Origin of the sequence: Paraburkholderia phymatum STM815, from assembly GCF_000020045.1 — a bacterium.
GTDB lineage: Bacteria > Pseudomonadota > Gammaproteobacteria > Burkholderiales > Burkholderiaceae > Paraburkholderia > Paraburkholderia phymatum.
The window spans coordinates 1464669-1481199 of record NC_010622.1; the positions used below are offsets into that span (position 1 = coordinate 1464669).

General features: G+C 63.0%; 15 protein-coding genes. 6 read left to right on the plus strand and 9 right to left on the minus strand.

All coding sequences use genetic code 11. The annotated features are described in order from the left end of the window. Nucleotides 1-3: 3 nt before the first annotated feature. A complete protein-coding gene (locus tag BPHY_RS06630) occupies nucleotides 4-405 on the minus strand; it encodes a DnaJ family domain-containing protein (RefSeq protein WP_012400702.1) in 402 nt (133 codons plus the stop codon). A 561-nt stretch (nucleotides 406-966) separates the two neighbouring features. Here BPHY_RS06630 and BPHY_RS06640 point away from each other — a divergent pair. The 4 genes from BPHY_RS06640 to BPHY_RS06655 all read left to right on the plus strand — a co-directional run bounded on the left by BPHY_RS06640 (nucleotide 967) and on the right by BPHY_RS06655 (nucleotide 5387). Next, nucleotides 967-1620 (plus strand): outer membrane lipoprotein, encoded by a 654-nt coding sequence (locus BPHY_RS06640; RefSeq protein ID WP_012400704.1) that lies wholly within the window; start codon nucleotides 967-969, stop codon nucleotides 1618-1620. A 502-nt stretch (nucleotides 1621-2122) separates the two neighbouring features. After that, nucleotides 2123-3334 carry a putative DNA modification/repair radical SAM protein gene (locus BPHY_RS06645; RefSeq protein WP_041763389.1) on the plus strand — a complete coding sequence of 404 codons (1212 nt, stop codon included), beginning with the start codon at nucleotides 2123-2125 and terminating at the stop codon, nucleotides 3332-3334. 16 nt (nucleotides 3335-3350) lie between these two features. Further along, the gene (locus tag BPHY_RS06650) at nucleotides 3351-4823 is read left to right on the plus strand and encodes a UdgX family uracil-DNA binding protein (protein WP_012400706.1); all 1473 of its coding nucleotides are present in this window, start codon (nucleotides 3351-3353) and stop codon (nucleotides 4821-4823) included. A 51-nt stretch (nucleotides 4824-4874) separates the two neighbouring features. Continuing rightward, entirely contained in the window at nucleotides 4875-5387 is a 513-nt protein-coding gene (locus BPHY_RS06655) for a GNAT family N-acetyltransferase (RefSeq protein WP_041763814.1), read from the plus strand. Between the two features lie 49 nt (nucleotides 5388-5436). On the opposite strand, the gene guaA is transcribed toward BPHY_RS06655, so the two are convergent. The 3 genes from guaA to guaB form a co-directional block, all read right to left on the minus strand. Further along, nucleotides 5437-7020 (minus strand): glutamine-hydrolyzing GMP synthase, encoded by a 1584-nt coding sequence (gene guaA / locus BPHY_RS06660; protein WP_012400708.1) that lies wholly within the window; start codon nucleotides 7018-7020, stop codon nucleotides 5437-5439. 212 nt (nucleotides 7021-7232) lie between these two features. Beyond that, nucleotides 7233-8057, minus strand: coding sequence for a hypothetical protein (locus BPHY_RS06665; RefSeq protein ID WP_012400709.1), 825 nt, complete (start codon nucleotides 8055-8057; stop codon nucleotides 7233-7235). 6 nt (nucleotides 8058-8063) lie between these two features. Further along, nucleotides 8064-9524 (minus strand): IMP dehydrogenase, encoded by a 1461-nt coding sequence (gene guaB, locus BPHY_RS06670; RefSeq protein ID WP_012400710.1) that lies wholly within the window; start codon nucleotides 9522-9524, stop codon nucleotides 8064-8066. Nucleotides 9525-9817: 293 nt separating this feature from the next. On the opposite strand from guaB, the gene BPHY_RS06675 reads away from it, so the two are divergent. Next, the gene (locus BPHY_RS06675; RefSeq protein WP_012400711.1) at nucleotides 9818-10792 is read left to right on the plus strand and encodes a DMT family transporter; all 975 of its coding nucleotides are present in this window, start codon (nucleotides 9818-9820) and stop codon (nucleotides 10790-10792) included. A 104-nt stretch (nucleotides 10793-10896) separates the two neighbouring features. On the opposite strand, the gene BPHY_RS06680 is transcribed toward BPHY_RS06675, so the two are convergent. Together BPHY_RS06680 and BPHY_RS06685 are read right to left on the minus strand one after the other, a co-directional pair. Then, nucleotides 10897-11229: an RnfH family protein gene (locus BPHY_RS06680; protein WP_012400712.1), complete on the minus strand. Its 333-nt coding sequence runs from the start codon at nucleotides 11227-11229 to the stop codon at nucleotides 10897-10899. Next, a complete protein-coding gene (locus BPHY_RS06685; protein WP_041763392.1) occupies nucleotides 11226-11663 on the minus strand; it encodes a type II toxin-antitoxin system RatA family toxin in 438 nt (145 codons plus the stop codon). Before BPHY_RS06685 ends, BPHY_RS06680 begins: the two co-directional genes overlap by 4 nt. A gap of 131 nt (nucleotides 11664-11794) precedes the next feature. On the opposite strand from BPHY_RS06685, the gene smpB reads away from it, so the two are divergent. Then, complete coding sequence (gene smpB, locus BPHY_RS06690; protein ID WP_012400714.1) at nucleotides 11795-12241, plus strand: SsrA-binding protein SmpB; 447 nt, start codon at nucleotides 11795-11797, stop codon at nucleotides 12239-12241. A 38-nt stretch (nucleotides 12242-12279) separates the two neighbouring features. On the opposite strand, the gene BPHY_RS06695 is transcribed toward smpB, so the two are convergent. From BPHY_RS06695 to ppsA, 3 genes are all read right to left on the minus strand, one after another. Continuing rightward, the gene (locus tag BPHY_RS06695) at nucleotides 12280-13209 is read right to left on the minus strand and encodes an SPFH domain-containing protein (RefSeq protein ID WP_041763394.1); all 930 of its coding nucleotides are present in this window, start codon (nucleotides 13207-13209) and stop codon (nucleotides 12280-12282) included. 93 nt (nucleotides 13210-13302) lie between these two features. After that, nucleotides 13303-13755 carry an NfeD family protein gene (locus BPHY_RS06700; protein WP_012400716.1) on the minus strand — a complete coding sequence of 151 codons (453 nt, stop codon included), beginning with the start codon at nucleotides 13753-13755 and terminating at the stop codon, nucleotides 13303-13305. A 119-nt stretch (nucleotides 13756-13874) separates the two neighbouring features. Next, nucleotides 13875-16280 carry a phosphoenolpyruvate synthase gene (ppsA, locus tag BPHY_RS06705; protein WP_012400717.1) on the minus strand — a complete coding sequence of 802 codons (2406 nt, stop codon included), beginning with the start codon at nucleotides 16278-16280 and terminating at the stop codon, nucleotides 13875-13877. Between the last annotated feature and the right edge of the window lie 251 nt (nucleotides 16281-16531).

Genomic DNA, 16531 nt, shown 5'->3' on the forward strand with positions numbered 1-16531 from the left:
TGCTCACGCCGGCCCCGCGTTTGGCGCCGGTTCGTCGGCGGCGCGCTCCGACAGGCGCTCCGCAATCCGTCGGCAGTATTCGCGCGGCATGACCAGCGGCCCGCCGCGCAGCGATTCCAGTGCCATATCGAGCGCAAGCATCTTCGCCTGCAGGCGGCAGCGCGTGCTGCCGTCGCTGACGGCATCGAGATCGCCCTGCAGGTCGCGCAGCGCCCGCAACTGCTCGACGGCAGGCGGCACGAAACCCGCATTCTTCAGAATGCGGTTCGCGACTCGAACTTCCTCGGGCACGAGTGCGTCGTCATCGAGAACCTGCGGCGCGCCGGCTCCCGGCAAATAGTCGAACTCGCCACGCGCGGCGGCGGCGGCGATCCGTTGTTCGACAAGTGCATCAAGCAATTTCATCTGCAATCCACTACGTTGCGGCTTCGCCATTTTATCAGGGTGCTGCGAAATGGATTTGTCAGACGCCTAGAGGACACATCCCAGATTAGGATTTGTCGTATGGGATGGCTTTCGGCGACGAGATATGGTTGTCGCTTTTCGCACGCATCCGCTCCATCATGACTTTTCCCGCACCGGCCACGGCGATCGTCTCAATTCATCCAAAGCGGGGCGCCGGGCGCCGACCGCACTCAGGCGTGTCGGGTCCCGCGCAAGATCTCCACGCTTGTCGGTTCGCGCGGAGGTTCGTCATGCTGATCACGGGGGTTGCATTGTCGGTCGCACTGTCAGGTTGCGGCGTGTTCTGCGGCATTGTCGGCGGAACCGGGGGCTTCGGCGGCAATTGCGGCGTCGGCTTCCACTTCTGATTCCCCTCCGCTGTCGTCCCGCGATCGTTTCGCAAAGCGTGTTGACCGGACGCGCAATTTACACACTGTTACGCGAGCCGCGCGTCAATAACGACGCACGTTTCCCTATACTCGTCGCCGTCCACAACTGGTGGCGCAACGACAATCACGTAACATGACCCACACCCGTTTTGTTCGCCCTCTCGTTCGTACGACATTGCTCGCGCTCTGCGTCACGCTGCCGCTCGCGGGCTGCGTCGTTCCCGGCAATTCGCCTTATGGCTCGCAGTACGGCTCGACCTACGGTTCGAGCTACGCCACGCAGCCCGTGTACGCACAGCCGGCGCAACCGGCCTACGCGCAACCCGGCTATGTGCAGCAGCCGTACGCACAACAGCCGCAATATCAACACGGGTACGATCAGTCCGACTGGCAGAACAACCAGACGTACCAGCAGCAACCCCAACAGGGCTACGGTTATGGGGAACAATACGGCGTGGTCTCGTCGATCCAGCCGTTGGGGAATCCCGGTGCCGTGACGGCGGGTGGCGTAGCGGGCACGGTGATCGGCGCAGTCGTGGGCGGCGTGATCGGCAACCAGTTCGGACGGGGCCACGGACGCGACGCAGCGACGGCAATCGGGGTGCTGGGCGGCGCCGTCGCAGGCAATCAGTTGGGTCAGCAGGCGGGTGCGTCGTCGCCGGGCGGCTACCGGATTGCGGTCCAGCTGAACGACGGCTCCACGCGTGCGTTCGATGTCGGCTCGCCGGGCGACCTGCATCCTGGCGATCGCGTGCGCATTGCGGGCAACCGCCTCGACCGCTACTAGGCACACACACGCATTCGACGCGTGCGCCCGCGCAATGCGAGCGCACGCGCGCCCTGTGAAGAACATTCGCATCACGCCTTCCTCCCGGCTCGACCGCTCTCCCCGGGCTCGTAGAACATTGCGAAATAGTTCGGACTGCAATCCGACCCGCAGCTTCGCTTAGATATGCTTCTTGTGCACGCATCGTCTCGAACGAAATCGACAGCTTTCCGGCGATCGCGCGCGACGAAAATCCGCGCAACGAGACCCGCGATCCACATCGTGATTGCGGGCATCGTGGCCTGATCGCGCTCAGGCGCGATGTGGCCACGTCGACGTCGTTCATTCACTTCGGCGCGTTCCGCACACCCTGTGCGCGGCGTTGTTCGCGTGGGGCTGTGCGCGTATCGGCTGGAAACTGGAACAAAGCCTGGACAACCGCCCCGTTCAAGGACCAACCGTCTTGTGGGCATCGTGCGACGGCGTAGAATACTGTACATTCATACAGTATCTGCTACCCGTTATGGAACTGCTCAAAAAGCTCGAAATACTCGCCGACGCGGCCAAATATGACGCGTCGTGCGCGAGCGGCGGCGCGCCGCAGCGCAGTTCGCGCGGCACGGACGGACTGGGCGCAAGCACGGGTTCGGGCGTCTGCCACAGCTTTACGCCCGATGGCCGCTGCGTTTCGCTGCTGAAAATCCTGCTGACCAACTTCTGTCTGTACGACTGCCGGTATTGCGTGAACCGGCGCACGAGCAACGTGGCGCGCGCGCGTTTCACGCCCGAGGAAGTCGTCAGCCTCACGCTCGACTTCTACCGTCGCAACTATATCGACGGGCTGTTTCTCAGCTCCGGTGTAATCCAGTCCTCGAACTACACGATGGAACAGCTGGTGCGTGTCGCTCAGTCGCTGAGGGAAGATCATCACTTTCGCGGTTACATCCATCTGAAGACGATTCCGGACGCCGATCCTGCACTGATCGCGCAAGCGGGCCGTTACGCGGACCGCCTGAGCGTCAATATCGAACTGCCGACGGAAACAGGTCTGGAACGGCTTGCGCCCGAGAAAAGCGCGCGCACGATCCGCCTCGCAATGGGCGCCATCCGCCTCGCGCGCGACGAAGCGGAGAGCGACGCGAAAGCGCCCCGCTTTTCGCCCGCTGGACAAAGCACGCAGATGATCGTCGGCGCGGACGAGACCAGCGACAGCACGATCCTGCAAACGGCCGAAACATTGTACGGCTCGTACCGGCTCAAGCGCGTCTACTACTCCGCGTTCAGCCCGATTCCCGACAGCCCGACGGCGCTGCCCGCGCAAGCGCCGCCGCTGCTGCGCGAGCATCGTCTGTATCAGGCGGATTTTCTGCTGCGCGGCTATGGCTTTCGCGTCGACGAACTGTTCGACAAGCCCGGCAATCTCGTGCTCGATATCGACCCGAAACTCGCGTGGGCGTTGAGTCATCGCGACAACTTTCCCGTCGATCTGAATCGCGCCCACGCGCGCACGATCGCCCGCGTGCCCGGCATCGGCATGCGCAATGCAAAGCGGCTGGTGGCGTTGCGGCGCTCGCGGCGCATCCGCTATCAGGACCTCGTGCAACTGCGCTGCGCGATGGACAAGATGAAGCCGTTCGTCGTGACAGCCGACTATCGTCCGGCGCAGGCCGACCTGTCGACAGAACGGTTGCGGCACGCGTTGACGCGACCGCCCACGCAGTTGTCGCTGTTGTAACGCACCGCGTTCGCACATGCATGTCACGACCATCGAGGACACGTTCGCCGCGTGGCGCGAAGCGGCCCGGCAGGCGCTCGCGCAGCGTGTTGCGCCCGAGGAGATCGACTGGCGCATTCGCGACGGCGCGCGTGCCGCCCCTAGCACGCTGTTCGACGATAAATCCGCTACCCCGTTTGAGTCGGCGGTGTGCGTCGAAGTCCTCATATCGCGCGAACTCGCTGAACTGCTGAACGACGCCGCGCTGTATCGCGCACCGGGCCGCTGGGCGTTTCTCTATCGCGTGCTCTGGCGATGGCATGGCGGCGACCGTTCGGTCGCGTCCCCCGCGGATTCCGACGGTGCCCGGCTTCACAAGATGGCGAAGGCCGTGCGGCGCGCGAAACACGACATGATCGCGTACCTGCGCTTTCGGCTGCGTGATGCGAGCCACGACACGCCCACACCCGACCTGCCCGAATACGTCGCGTGGTACGAACCGGAACACGATGTGCTCGCATGGTCGGCCGAACACTTCGCGCGGCGCATGGGTCGTTCGACGTGGCTCATCTCGACGCCCGACGGCGCCGCATGGTGGGACGGCAGCGCGCTGCGGGTTGAACGTCGCCGGGCGCCGTCCGCCGACCTTGCCTGCACCACCGCCGACGAAGCCGAGAGACTCTGGCTCGCCTACTATCGCAACACGTTCAATCCCGCGCGCCTGAACGAAACCGCGCTCGAGCAGCATATGCCTGTGCGTTTCTGGAAGGGCTTGCCCGAGGGCCGTCTGATTCCGTCGCTGATCAGCGAAGCGAAAAGCGGCGCGCAGCGGGTCGCACAGGCGAGCAGCGTGGGCATGCTCGGCGGCAAGAGCGTGTCCGTCGATGCACACAGCGCGCAACCCATGCGGCAACACCTTTCGACGCTCGACGCGTGCCGGCACTGCGAACTGTGGCAGCATGCGACGCAGGCCGTCGACGGCATCGGCCCCGACGACGCGCGCATCATGCTGATCGGCGAACAACCCGGCGATCACGAAGATCTCGCAGGAAAACCGTTCGTCGGACCGGCAGGCCGGCTACTCGATGTGGCACTCCAGCGCGCGGGTCTGTCGCGTGACGGTCTTTATTTGACCAACGCCGTCAAGCACTTCAAATGGACGCTGCGCGGCAAGCGGCGTCTGCACAAGACAGCGGCGCAGCAGGAAATCGACGCTTGCGGCTATTGGCTGGAACGCGAACTGCAACGCGTGAGGCCTGCCGTCGTCGTCACGCTGGGCGCGACCGCGTTGAGCGCGCTGCTGCACGAGAAGGTCAACCTGAGCGATTGGACGGGCAGAACGCTCAATGTGGACGACATGCGGGTGGTCGCGACGTATCATCCGTCGTATGCGTTGCGGCAGCAGCATGACGAGGCCCGCGAGCGGGTGCTGGCAGCGATCATCGGGGCGCTGACGCGGGCGCGCGACCTGTCCGAAGCTGTAGGGGAAAGGCAGCACGCGCCGGACTAGCATCGCGACCGCGAATGCGCGAGCATGGACAAATGCCATGAACGAGACGTCATGCAAATCCAGCTCGAAACTGCGCGTCTGCGGCTCGAACCGTTCTGTGAAACGCATTTCGCCGGCCTTCTCGCGCTCAATTCCGAGCCCGTCGTCATGCAATTCCTCGGCGACGGCTCGCCAGCGACGCCCACTGAAGTGCAGGAGAGCATCGCGTCGGCGAAACACCGCTGGAACCGCTTTGGCTTTTCCTGGTGGTCGTTCATCAGAAAGGGCAGCGGCGAGATCATCGGCGCGGGCTGCGTCCAGCATATCGAGAATGAACCGCGCAATCCCGTCGAAGTCGGCTGGCGATTAAAACGGGATCATTGGGGCCACGGCTATGCCACGGAAGCGGCGCGCGCGATGATCGGGTTCGCCTTCGACGTACTCGGCCTTGCGTCAATCCACGCGACGACGCATCCGTCGAATGAGCGATCGATCAAGGTGATGGAACGGCTGGGGATGCGCAGTCTCGGCATGCAGCGTTACTACGGGACGCTGGCGGCGACGTATGTGCTGGAGAGATGGTAGGCACCGGCAATGAAAAAGGGCGCCGCAGCGCCCTCTTTTCAACCCGGCCTCACTCCCACTCAATCGTCGCAGGCGGCTTGCCCGAGATGTCGTACACGACACGATTGATGCCGCGCACCTCATTAATGATCCGATTCGACACATGGCCGAGCAGATCGTGCGGCAGATGCGCCCAGTGCGCCGTCATGAAGTCGAGCGTCTGGACGGCGCGCAGCGCGACAACATATTCATACGTGCGTCCGTCGCCCATCACACCGACGCTCTTCACAGGCAGGAACACCGCGAACGCCTGGCTCGTCAGGTCGTACCACGACTTGTCCGTGTCCTTGTCGATAAACGTGCGCAGGGATTCGATGAAGATCGCGTCCGCGCGGCGCAGCAGATCGGCGTATTCGCGCTTCACTTCGCCAAGAATCCGCACGCCGAGGCCAGGGCCCGGGAACGGATGGCGATACACCATCGAAGGCGGCAAACCCAACTTCACGCCCAGTTCCCGCACTTCGTCCTTGAAGAGTTCGCGCAGCGGTTCGAGCAGCTTGAGGTTCAGCGTTTCCGGCAGGCCGCCGACGTTGTGATGGCTCTTGATCGTGTGCGCGGCCTTCTTGCCCTTGCCCGCCGATTCGATCACGTCCGGATAGATCGTCCCTTGCGCGAGCCATTTCGCGTCCGTCAGCTTGCCCGCTTCCGTCTGGAACACTTCGACGAATTCCGCGCCGATGATCTTGCGCTTCGCTTCCGGATCCGTCACACCCTTGAGCTTCGACATGAACGCTTCGCTGGCGTCGACATGGATCACCTTCACGCCGAGGTTGTCCGCGAACATCGACATCACCTGCTCGGCTTCATTCAGGCGCAGCAAACCGTGATCGACGAACACGCAGGTCAGCTGATCGCCGATCGCGCGATGCAACAGCGCCGCCGCCACCGACGAATCGACGCCGCCCGACAGACCGAGAATCACATGCTCGTCGCCGACCTGTTTGCGGATGTTTTCAACCGCTTCGTCGATGTAGTTGCCCATTTCCCAGTCGGGCTTCGCGCCGCAAATCTTCAGCACGAAGCGTTCGAGCATCGCGCGGCCCTGCACCGTATGCGTGACTTCCGGGTGCCACTGCACGCCGTAGAAATGGCGCGTCTCGTCAGCCATCGCAGCAATCGGGCACGATTCCGTCGATGCCATCAGCTGGAAGCCTTGCGGCATTTCCAGCACCTTGTCGCCGTGGCTCATCCACACCTTCAGCATGCCGTGGCCTTCGGGCGTCGCGAAGTCCTGAATGCCGTCGAGGAAGCTCGTGTGATTGCGCGCGCGCACTTCCGCGTAGCCGAATTCGCGCAGGTGGCCGCTGTCGACCTTGCCGCCCAGCTGCTCGGCCATCGTCTGCATGCCGTAGCAGATGCCTAGCACGGGCACGCCAGCCTCGAACACCGCCTGCGGCGCGCGCGGCGTGTCCGTCTCGGTGACCGAGTTCGGGCCACCCGACAGGATGATGCCCGTCGGCTTGAAGTCGCGAATGAATTCGTCGCTGACGTCGTGCGGATGGATTTCCGACAGCACGTGCGCTTCGCGAATGCGGCGTGCGATCAGTTGGGTGACTTGCGAACCAAAGTCGAGAATCAGGATCTTGTCATGCATGGCAGCGGACGGAATCTAAAAAGAACGGATAGGGAAAGCCGCGCGTGTCGCATGTGCGACAGGACGGCGTTGTCATTAAAACGGACGTGCAGGCGCCGCAGCGACGGCTCGAGCGAAACACCGCAGCGTGCCGCGATTGGCCAGACACTCGATCAAGAACTGCGCGCAGACGGATTCCGGTTGTATCGGCAGCGGGCGTGAGCTTGCGCACGTCAGCCATGAAACGGCGGCCGCGGTGTGCCGGATGGCGAGCCGGGTTTCGCTTCGGCGGAACGGGCGTCCGCTGCGCTACGCTCGGCCGCGGCACGTTCGCGCGCGGCGGCGTCTTCGTGGGCATCGGCCCGACGCTTATGCGCGAGCGCATCCTCGCGTGCGGCGGCGGCCGCTTCGGGCATCATCGGGCGCGATGCCGCAGCCGTCAGGCCCGGCTCGACGGGATGGCCCGTCGCAGGGCTAACGGGCCGCGAGCTCGCCGTCGGCGTGCCGCCCAGCGTCGGCTCGACGTGCGCTCCCGTTGCCGGATATACGACACCCGGACGCGCAACCTGACGCTCCCGCTCGGCCTTGCGCGCTTCGTTCTCGGCTTCACGCGTTGCGACGCGGTCCGCTCGTTCGCCCACAGCCTTACCGGCCATCCGCTCGCGTCGCCTGACGGCGCTCGAGAGCTTCACGCCGCCCAGGCCGATCACGAGCAGCACCACGCCCGTCACCACTGCCACCAGCTGGCCGAAACCCGTCAACTGCGGCACGTGTCGCAAGAGCAGCCAGACCAGCATCAGCACGCCCGTCAACCAGTTCACATGGCCGACGACCTTGGCCGTCGTCACCGTCATCGCGCCGTCGATCGACGCATGCAGCGCCAGCCAGGCGAGACCGATCAGCGCAATGCCCGCTCCCTGCCCGACCAGCACAGGGTCGGTCTGCACCAGCTGCAGCGCGTCGTACAGCGACTTCCACGGCGTGAGCAGGAGTAGCAGCCCGAATGCCAGCAACAACAAGGCATCGATGATCAGTACGGCACGCAGCAGCGGCTTCATCGGCAATTAGTCCACGTGGTAGTTAGGGGCTTCCTTCGTGATCTGCACATCGTGCACGTGGGATTCGCGCATGCCCGCCGCGGTGATTTCGACGAACGAGGCCTTCTCGTGCAGTTCGTCGATCGTGCGGCAGCCGCAGTAGCCCATTGACGCGCGCACGCCGCCGATCAACTGGAACAGGATCGCGCCAACCGAGCCCTTGTACGCGACGCGGCCTTCGATGCCTTCCGGCACGAGCTTGTCGATGTTCGCGGAATTGTCCTGGAAGTAGCGGTCAGCCGCGCCGTCCTTCATCGCGCCGACGGAACCCATGCCGCGGTACGACTTGTACTGGCGGCCTTGATAGAGAAACACGTCGCCTGGCGCTTCTTCCGTGCCAGCGAACATGCTACCCATCATCACCGCATTGGCGCCCGCGGCCAGCGCCTTGCTGACGTCGCCAGAGAAGCGCACGCCGCCGTCCGCGATCACGGGGATGCCCGTGCCCTTGAGCGCGGCCGACACGTTGGCGATCGCCGAGATTTGCGGCACGCCCACGCCAGCCACAATACGCGTCGTACAGATCGAACCGGGGCCGATACCGACCTTCACGCCATCCGCGCCGTATTCAACGAGCGCCTTGGCCGCATCGGCCGTGGCGATGTTGCCGCCGATCACCTCGACGTGCGGGAAGCTCTTCTTGACCCACTGGACGCGCTCCAGCACACCCTTGCTGTGGCCGTGCGCCGTATCGACGACGATTACGTCCACGCCCGCCTGCACCAGCAGCGACACGCGCTCCTCGTTGTCCGGGCCGACGCCGACCGCGGCGCCTGCGCGCAGCTTGCCATGCTCGTCCTTACAGGCGTCCGGATGCTCCGTCTGCTTGGTGATGTCCTTCACCGTCATCAGGCCGCGCAGTTCGAACGCGTCGTTGACGACCAGCACGCGCTCGAGGCGGTGGCTGTGCATCAGCGCCTTCGCTTCGGCGAGCGGCGTACCTTCCTTCACCGTAACGAGGCGTTCGCGCGGCGTCATGATCGTGCGCACGGGCTCGTCCAGACGCGTTTCGAAACGCAGGTCGCGGTTCGTGACGATGCCGATCAGCTGCGCCCCTTCCACCACGGGGAAGCCCGAAATGCCATGCTGGCGCGACAGTGCGATCACGTCGCTCACCTTCATTTGCGGCGGAACGGTGATCGGATCGCGCACGACGCCCGATTCGAAACGCTTGACCTTCGCGACTTCGCGAGCCTGCTCGGCCGGCGTGAGATTCTTGTGGATGATGCCGACGCCACCCATCTGCGCCATCGCGATGGCAAGGCGAGCCTCCGTGACGGTGTCCATGGCGGCGGACACGAGCGGCATATTGAGGGAGATGTTGCGGGTCAGCCGGGTTTTGAGGCTGGTGTCGCGCGGCAGAACGTCGGAGAAAGCCGGGACGAGGAGCACGTCATCGAACGTGAGTGCTTTTTGGATCAGACGCATGGCAAATCCTATAGGCGCAAAAGCGAATTATACGCGATACCTCCCGGTTTTCACTGCGCGAACAGTCAGTTAGCGAAATTCTTCAATGTTCTTTCGCGTCGAACGATCGTCCGATTTCGGTTTTGCGTTCGGGTCGGGTTCGAACGCGTTTCGTTTGTCCATTCGAATGTGCGCGCGTCCAGGGACGGCTTCCTGGCATAGACGACGCAAGCCAAGTGCAGAATCGAACAAGACGTGCACGCATCCGACCCGCTAAGCTTCACGCACTTTCAGTGTTCGATCGGGGCAAGACAATGCGGCGCGGCGTGGTGTACGGGATGTTGGCGGGAGCGTTATGGGGCATGGTCTTTCTCGTACCTCGCCTGTTGCCCGATTTTTCGCCCGTGCTGCTGAGCGCCGGGCGCTATGTGATGTACGGCATCGTGTCGCTGGTTGCCGCGCTGCCGTCTGCGCGCTCGCTGCTCCGCCGGCTCACCCGCGAAGACCTGCATGCGCTCGTCAAGCTGGCGCTCGCGGGTAACCTGCTCTACTACCTGCTGCTGACGGGCGCCGTGCATCTGGTCGGCATCGCGCCGTCCTCGCTTATCGTCGGCGTGCTGCCCGTGACGGTGACGTTGCTCGGACGGCGCGATCACGGCGCCGTGCCGCTCGCGCGGCTCGCGTGGCCGCTCGCCCTGGTGATCGCCGGCATCGCGTGCATCAACATCGACGTGTTCGGCACGGCGGGCGACACGTTCGGCACGATCGCGACGAAGCTGATGGGGATTGCCTGCGCGGTCGGTGCGCTCGCCTGCTGGACGTGGTTCGCTGTCGAGAATGCCCGCTATCTGCAGCGCCACACGCATTTCAGTGGCAATGAGTGGTCGGTGCTGTGGGGCGTCGTGACCGGGCTGCTCGGAGCGCTGCTGTGGCTCGTGGTGGCGGTGCTGCCGTCGTCGGCCATCGATACATCGCACGTCGACATCCGCTGGCACCTGTTCTGGATGCTGAACCTGGGGCTCGCGATCGGCGCGTCCTGGCTCGGCAACGGCTTGTGGAACGCGGCATCCACGCGTCTGCCCCTCACGTTATCGGGGCAGCTGATCGTCTTCGAGACGCTGTTCGCACTGCTCTATGCGTTCATCTACGATCACCGGCTGCCCCGTGCGCTCGAACTGGCGGCCATCGTACTGCTGCTGGCGGGCGTCAGCTGGTCGGTGCGCCGGCACGCCGACGACGGCTCCGACCGTTCGGCGCTCGAAGAAAGAGCCCAGGCGGCCGTGCATTGAGGCCGCCAGGCCGTGGCATCCCGATTCAGGCGGCACGAAGAAAAGGCGCACCGCGTGATACGGTGCGCCTTTCGTCGTTTGGCATTGCAGGTGGCAGCGAGACGTCAGCGCGAATCCTTCGGCAGCCACTTGCGCCCTTCGACCGATCCCTCCTGACGCGATTTCTCGACGCGCCGCTGCCGCGCGAGCTTCGGATCGACGATCAGCGGCCGGTAGATTTCGACGCGATCATGGTCGGCCAGCACGGCGTCCAATGGCTTGAGCTTGCCGTACACGCCCGTCTTGTGCTTCGTCAGATCAATCTCCGGGTGCCGCGTGAGCACGCCGCTGGCGTCGATCGCCTGGCGCAGCGTCACGCCTGGCGGCAGTTGCAGCTGGATCAGCGTCTGTTCGCCGGGCAACGCGTAGCACACCTGGACGGTCAGATGGGCGCTCATGGCTTGCCATAGCGCTGGTCGGCGCGCTTCACGAACGATTCGACGAAGGTGTTCGCGATATGGCTGAACACGGGCCCGATGATTTTCTCCAGCAGGATGTTCGAGAACTCGTAGTGCAGCGCGAACTCGATCTTGCACGCATCCGCGCGCAGCGGCGTGAAGCGCCAGTAGCCGGTGAACTTCTTGAACGGGCCATCGGCGAAGTTCATGTCGATGCGCGTCGGCCGTTCCTGCGTGTTGTGCGTCGCGAAATGCTGCTTGATGCCCTTGAAGTTGATGTCGATCTTCGCCTCCATCAGGTTCTCCTCCTGACGGCGGATTTCCACGCCGCCGCACCACGGAAGGAAATTGGGGTAATCGGCGACATCGGTGACGAGGTCGAACATCTGTTCCGCCGAATGGCGTATCAATACGGTTTTCTGGACATCTGCCATAAATTGAACGGCGCGTGGCAACAGGGATTGGGAAATAGCGAACGCGTGACAACTCAATGACGCCGCGGCGGGTTTTCGGCGGCCCGCTTTGCTAAAATCGCAATTTTAAACGAGTTGGCCGATTTCCATTCATGAGCATCATCGACAACAGGAAAGCGTTCTTCGACTACTCGGTCGAGGAGCGTTACGAGGCGGGGCTCGTGCTGGAGGGCTGGGAAGTCAAGGCGCTGCGCGCCGGGCGCGGGCAGATCAAGGAAGGCTACGTCGTGATCAAGAACGCGGAGCTGTACCTGATTGGCACGCACATTAGCCCGCTGCCCGAGGCATCGAAATTCGCCAATCTGGATCCGGTGCGCACGCGCAAGCTGCTTTTGCACGCGGAGGAAATCAGCAAGCTGATCGGCAAGGTCGAGCAGCGCGGGTATACGCTCGTGCCGCTAAATTTCCATTACAAGAATGGGCGCGTGAAATGCGAGATCGGGCTTGCCAAGGGCAAAAAGCTGCACGACAAGCGTGAGACCGAAAAGAAGCGGGATTGGGAGCGCGAAAAGGCGCGGTTGATGCGGACGCCGACGTAGCCGTTTCTTGTCTGCGACGCAGTCGCAGACAAGAAACTTCAGCTCAAAGTCTTGCCACCCGACTTAACAATCGCCAGCGCAGCGGAAATCATCGAACCCATATCCGCCATATTCGCCGGCACGATCAGCGTGTTCCCGGCCTTTGCCAGATTCGCGAACGCGCCCACATACTGTTCGGCGACCTTAAGATTGACTGCCTCCATCCCACCCGTCGATTGAATCGCCGCGGCGATCTTCTGAATCGCCTGTGAATTAGCCTCCGCAACAGCAAGAATCGCAGCCGCCTGGCCCTGCGCCTGGTTGATGGCAGCCTGACGCTCGCCCTCGGACTTCTGGATCGCCGCCTCGCGTCCCCCCGACGCGATATTGATCTGCTCCTGCTTGCGCCCCTCCGAGGCCGCGATCAGCGCCCGTTTTTCGCGCTCCGCCGTGATCTGAGCCTGCATCGCGTGCAGAATCTCCTTCGGCGGTGTCAGATCCTTGATCTCGTAGCGCAACACCTTTACGCCCCAGTTCGACGCCGCTTCGTCGAGCGCCGAGACGATCGAATGATTGATGAAGTCGCGCTCCTCAAAGGTCTTGTCGAGTTCCAGCTTGCCGATCACCGAGCGCAGCGTCGTCTGCGACAACTGCGTGATTGCAAACACGAAATTGCTCGATCCGTACGACGCTTTCATCGGATCAGTGACCTGAAAATACAACACGCCGTCGACCTGCAGCTGGGTGTTGTCGCGCGTGATGCAGACCTGGCTCGGCACGTCGAGGGGAATTTCCTTGAGTACATGTTTGTACGCGATCCGGTCGATGAACGGCAGCACGAAGTTCAAACCCGGCGTGAGGGTCGCGTGATAGCGTCCGAGCCGCTCCATCACCCATGCATGCTGCTGCGGCACGATCTTGATCGTCTGCGCCGCCACCACGATCACGACGATCAGCAAAACGAGCCCAACGATGCTCGACGGTTCCATCATTCCTGCACCCCCATTCTGTTTTTGAATTGTTGTGCGCATCCGCATGCGCCCGGTCCGCGTCCTCTCGACGCATGAATCCGTTCAGACGGCTCAGGCCCTCGCCCCCGCATGCCGGCTCGCGACGACGACAAGGCAATTGCCCCGCAACGCGGTGATTTCGTAGAGATTCGCGTCCTCCCGCTCGCCCGGCGCGAGTTCGACGTCCCACGATGCGCCCCGGTAGTTCGTACGCGCGTGCCCGTCGTGCCACGCAGAGACGGTCAGCGTCGAGCCGATATCGAGGTTCACGTCGGGATTGTGCGCAGCCTCGGCGCGGTTTCGGGTCTTGCGCCCGAAGCGTGACTTGCGCAGCAGAAGCACCGCCGCGAGGGCGACGGCAGCGGCAATGCCGAGTTGCAGCGAGAGATCGAGCCCGGCGAGATGCGCAATCGCCGCCGCGATGAAGCCAAGTGCCACCATGAGCAGATAGAACGTGCCGTGCATCAGTTCGAGCACGATCAGCACGCCTGCGCCGATCCACCAGAACAAGCCGCTGTGCCACATCTGCGCCTCCACAAAGCAAAACACCCCGGAGCTACCGGGGTGTTTATAGCATGAAGCGTTTGCGTTTTATCGTTCGCAGAGGCACGTTTTACGCACCTCTACAAATCGATGCGCAATGCTTACTTCGCCGTCAGTTTGGCGAGTGCCTGCCACGTATCGATGATCGTGTCGGGGTTCAGCGAGATCGACGCGATTCCTTCCTGAACCAGCCACTCGGCAAAGTCCGGATGGTCCGACGGGCCCTGACCGCAGATACCGACGTACTTGTCGAGGCGCAAGCAGGTTTCGATCGCACGCTTGAGCATGAACTTGACGGCGGGATCGCGCTCGTCGAAGTCGACGGCGAGCAGTTCCATACCCGAGTCGCGGTCGAGGCCGAGCGTAAGCTGGGTCAAGTCGTTCGAGCCGATCGAAAAGCCGTCGAAGTACTGCAGGAACTCTTCGGCGAGAATCGCGTTCGACGGCACTTCGCACATCATGATGAGGCGCAGGCCGTTCTCGCCGCGCTTGAGCCCGTACTTCGCGAGCAGGCCGACCACGCGCTCCGCCTGCTTCAGCGTACGCACGAACGGCACCATGATCTCGACGTTCGTCAGGCCCATTTCTTCGCGCACACGCTTGAGCGCCATGCACTCCATTTCGAACGCCTGCGCGAAGTCTTCAGCGATGTAACGCGACGCACCGCGGAAGCCCAGCATCGGGTTTTCTTCGTCCGGCTCGTAGCGCGAACCGCCGATCAGCTTCTTGTACTCGTTCGACTTGAAGTCGGACAAACGCACGATCACGGGCTTCGGATAGAACGCTGCGCCGATCGTGGCGATGCCTTCCGTCAGCTTGTCGACGTAGAACGCACGCGGCGACGCGTGACCGCGCGCGACGCTTTCGACGGCCTTCTTCAGGTCCTGATCGATATTCGGATACTCGAGAATCGCCTTCGGGTGGACGCCGATGTTGTTGTTGATGATGAACTCGAGGCGCGCGAGACCGACGCCCTTGTTCGGCAATTGTGCGAAGTCGAACGCGAGTTGCGGGTTGCCGACGTTCATCATGATTTTGGTCGCGATCTCGGGCAGTTCACCGCGCTGGACTTCCGTCACTTCCGTTTCGAGCAGACCATCATAGATCTTGCCTTCGTCGCCTTCCGAGCAGGACACCGTGACGAGCGCGCCGTCCTTCAGCACGTCCGTCGCGTCGCCGCACCCGACCACCGCGGGCACGCCCAGTTCACGCGCGATAATGGCCGCGTGGCAGGTCCGGCCGCCACGATTCGTCACAATGGCCGATGCGCGCTTCATCACCGGCTCCCAGTTCGGGTCGGTCATGTCCGCGACCAGCACATCGCCCGGCTGCACACGCTCCATTTCCGACGGATCATGGATCACGCGCACGGGGCCTGCGCCGATCTTCTGACCGATTGCGCGGCCCGTCGCCAGCACCTGCGACTGCCCCTTCAGCTTGAAACGCTGCTCGGCCTTGTTGCCGCCCTGGCTCTTCACCGTTTCCGGACGCGCCTGCAAGATGAAGATCTTGCCGTCGCGGCCGTCCTTGCCCCACTCGATGTCCATCGGACGCTGGTAGTGCTTCTCGATGATGACGGCGTACTTCGCCAATTCGATCACGTCTTCGTCGGTGATCGAGTAGCGATTGCGCTGCTCGTGCGGCACGTCGACGGTCTTCACGCGGCCCTCCTCGCCCGCCTTCGTGAATTCCATCTTGATGAGCTTCGAGCCGATCGAACGACGGATGATCGGGTATTTGTTCTGCGCGAGCGTGGTCTTGAAGACGTAGAACTCGTCCGGATTCACCGCGCCCTGCACGACGGTTTCACCGAGGCCATAGCTCGACGTGATGAAGACGGCGTCCTTGAAGCCCGATTCGGTATCGAGCGTGAACATCACGCCTGCTGCGCCGACGTCCGAGCGGACCATGCGCTGCACGCCCGCCGACAACGCCACTTCAGCATGCGTGAAGCCCTTGTGGACGCGATAGGAGATGGCGCGGTCGTTGTACAGCGACGCGAACACATGCTTCATGCGATCAAGCACGTCTTCGATGCCGACGACGTTCAGATAGCTTTCCTGCTGGCCGGCGAACGATGCGTCGGGCAGGTCTTCCGCCGTGGCCGACGAGCGGACGGCGAACGACAGCTCTTCAGGCGAGCTGTTCGAGAGGACCTCGAACGCCGCGCGGATCTCCTGCTCGAGACGCGACTGCAGCGGGGCGTCGACGATCCATTGACGGATCTCCTTGCCTGCCGCAGCGAGTGCCTTCACGTCGTCGACGTCGAGCGTCTCGAGACGTTGGGCGATGCGTTCGGTCAGGTTGTTGTGATGCAGGAAGTCGCGGAACGCGAGCGCCGTCGTGGCGAAACCCGTGGGCACGCGCACGCCGGCTTCGGCGAGCTGACTGATCATCTCGCCGAGCGAAGCATTCTTGCCGCCGACGATTTCCACGTCGGTCATCCGCAACTGCTCGAATGGAACTACATACGCCTGATCCTTAGCAACGTTAACTGCGTTAGTCATACAAGCCCCTAAGTGTGAAAAAAATGCGCGATTGCGTAAGTGGGCTCGAACACGGGGCGCTCAATGGAAGCGGGACCCGTGCCTTACGCAACCTGTTGGAAAAGCAATCGCGGCGGGCTCGTCCGTGCTCACACGAAGGCCGAGGAAGCAGGAGATTGAACGAATTTGCAACGTTGCCGTGCAAGATACGAACACATCGCGACGCAATCGACGAGCGATAACAGATAGTTACACGCGATTTGGCTGCAATT

Coding starts and splice junctions, on each gene's coding strand:
- BPHY_RS06630 (WP_012400702.1), bottom strand. CDS start 405: ATGAAATTGCTTGATGCACTTGTCGAACAACGGATCGCCGCCGCCGCC.
- BPHY_RS06640 (WP_012400704.1), top strand. CDS start 967: ATGACCCACACCCGTTTTGTTCGCCCTCTCGTTCGTACGACATTGCTC.
- BPHY_RS06645 (WP_041763389.1), top strand. CDS start 2,123: ATGGAACTGCTCAAAAAGCTCGAAATACTCGCCGACGCGGCCAAATAT.
- BPHY_RS06650 (WP_012400706.1), top strand. CDS start 3,351: ATGCATGTCACGACCATCGAGGACACGTTCGCCGCGTGGCGCGAAGCG.
- BPHY_RS06655 (WP_041763814.1), top strand. CDS start 4,875: ATGCAAATCCAGCTCGAAACTGCGCGTCTGCGGCTCGAACCGTTCTGT.
- guaA (WP_012400708.1), bottom strand. CDS start 7,020: ATGCATGACAAGATCCTGATTCTCGACTTTGGTTCGCAAGTCACCCAA.
- BPHY_RS06665 (WP_012400709.1), bottom strand. CDS start 8,057: ATGAAGCCGCTGCTGCGTGCCGTACTGATCATCGATGCCTTGTTGTTG.
- guaB (WP_012400710.1), bottom strand. CDS start 9,524: ATGCGTCTGATCCAAAAAGCACTCACGTTCGATGACGTGCTCCTCGTC.
- BPHY_RS06675 (WP_012400711.1), top strand. CDS start 9,818: ATGCGGCGCGGCGTGGTGTACGGGATGTTGGCGGGAGCGTTATGGGGC.
- BPHY_RS06680 (WP_012400712.1), bottom strand. CDS start 11,229: ATGAGCGCCCATCTGACCGTCCAGGTGTGCTACGCGTTGCCCGGCGAA.
- BPHY_RS06685 (WP_041763392.1), bottom strand. CDS start 11,663: ATGGCAGATGTCCAGAAAACCGTATTGATACGCCATTCGGCGGAACAG.
- smpB (WP_012400714.1), top strand. CDS start 11,795: ATGAGCATCATCGACAACAGGAAAGCGTTCTTCGACTACTCGGTCGAG.
- BPHY_RS06695 (WP_041763394.1), bottom strand. CDS start 13,209: ATGGAACCGTCGAGCATCGTTGGGCTCGTTTTGCTGATCGTCGTGATC.
- BPHY_RS06700 (WP_012400716.1), bottom strand. CDS start 13,755: ATGTGGCACAGCGGCTTGTTCTGGTGGATCGGCGCAGGCGTGCTGATC.
- ppsA (WP_012400717.1), bottom strand. CDS start 16,280: ATGACTAACGCAGTTAACGTTGCTAAGGATCAGGCGTATGTAGTTCCA.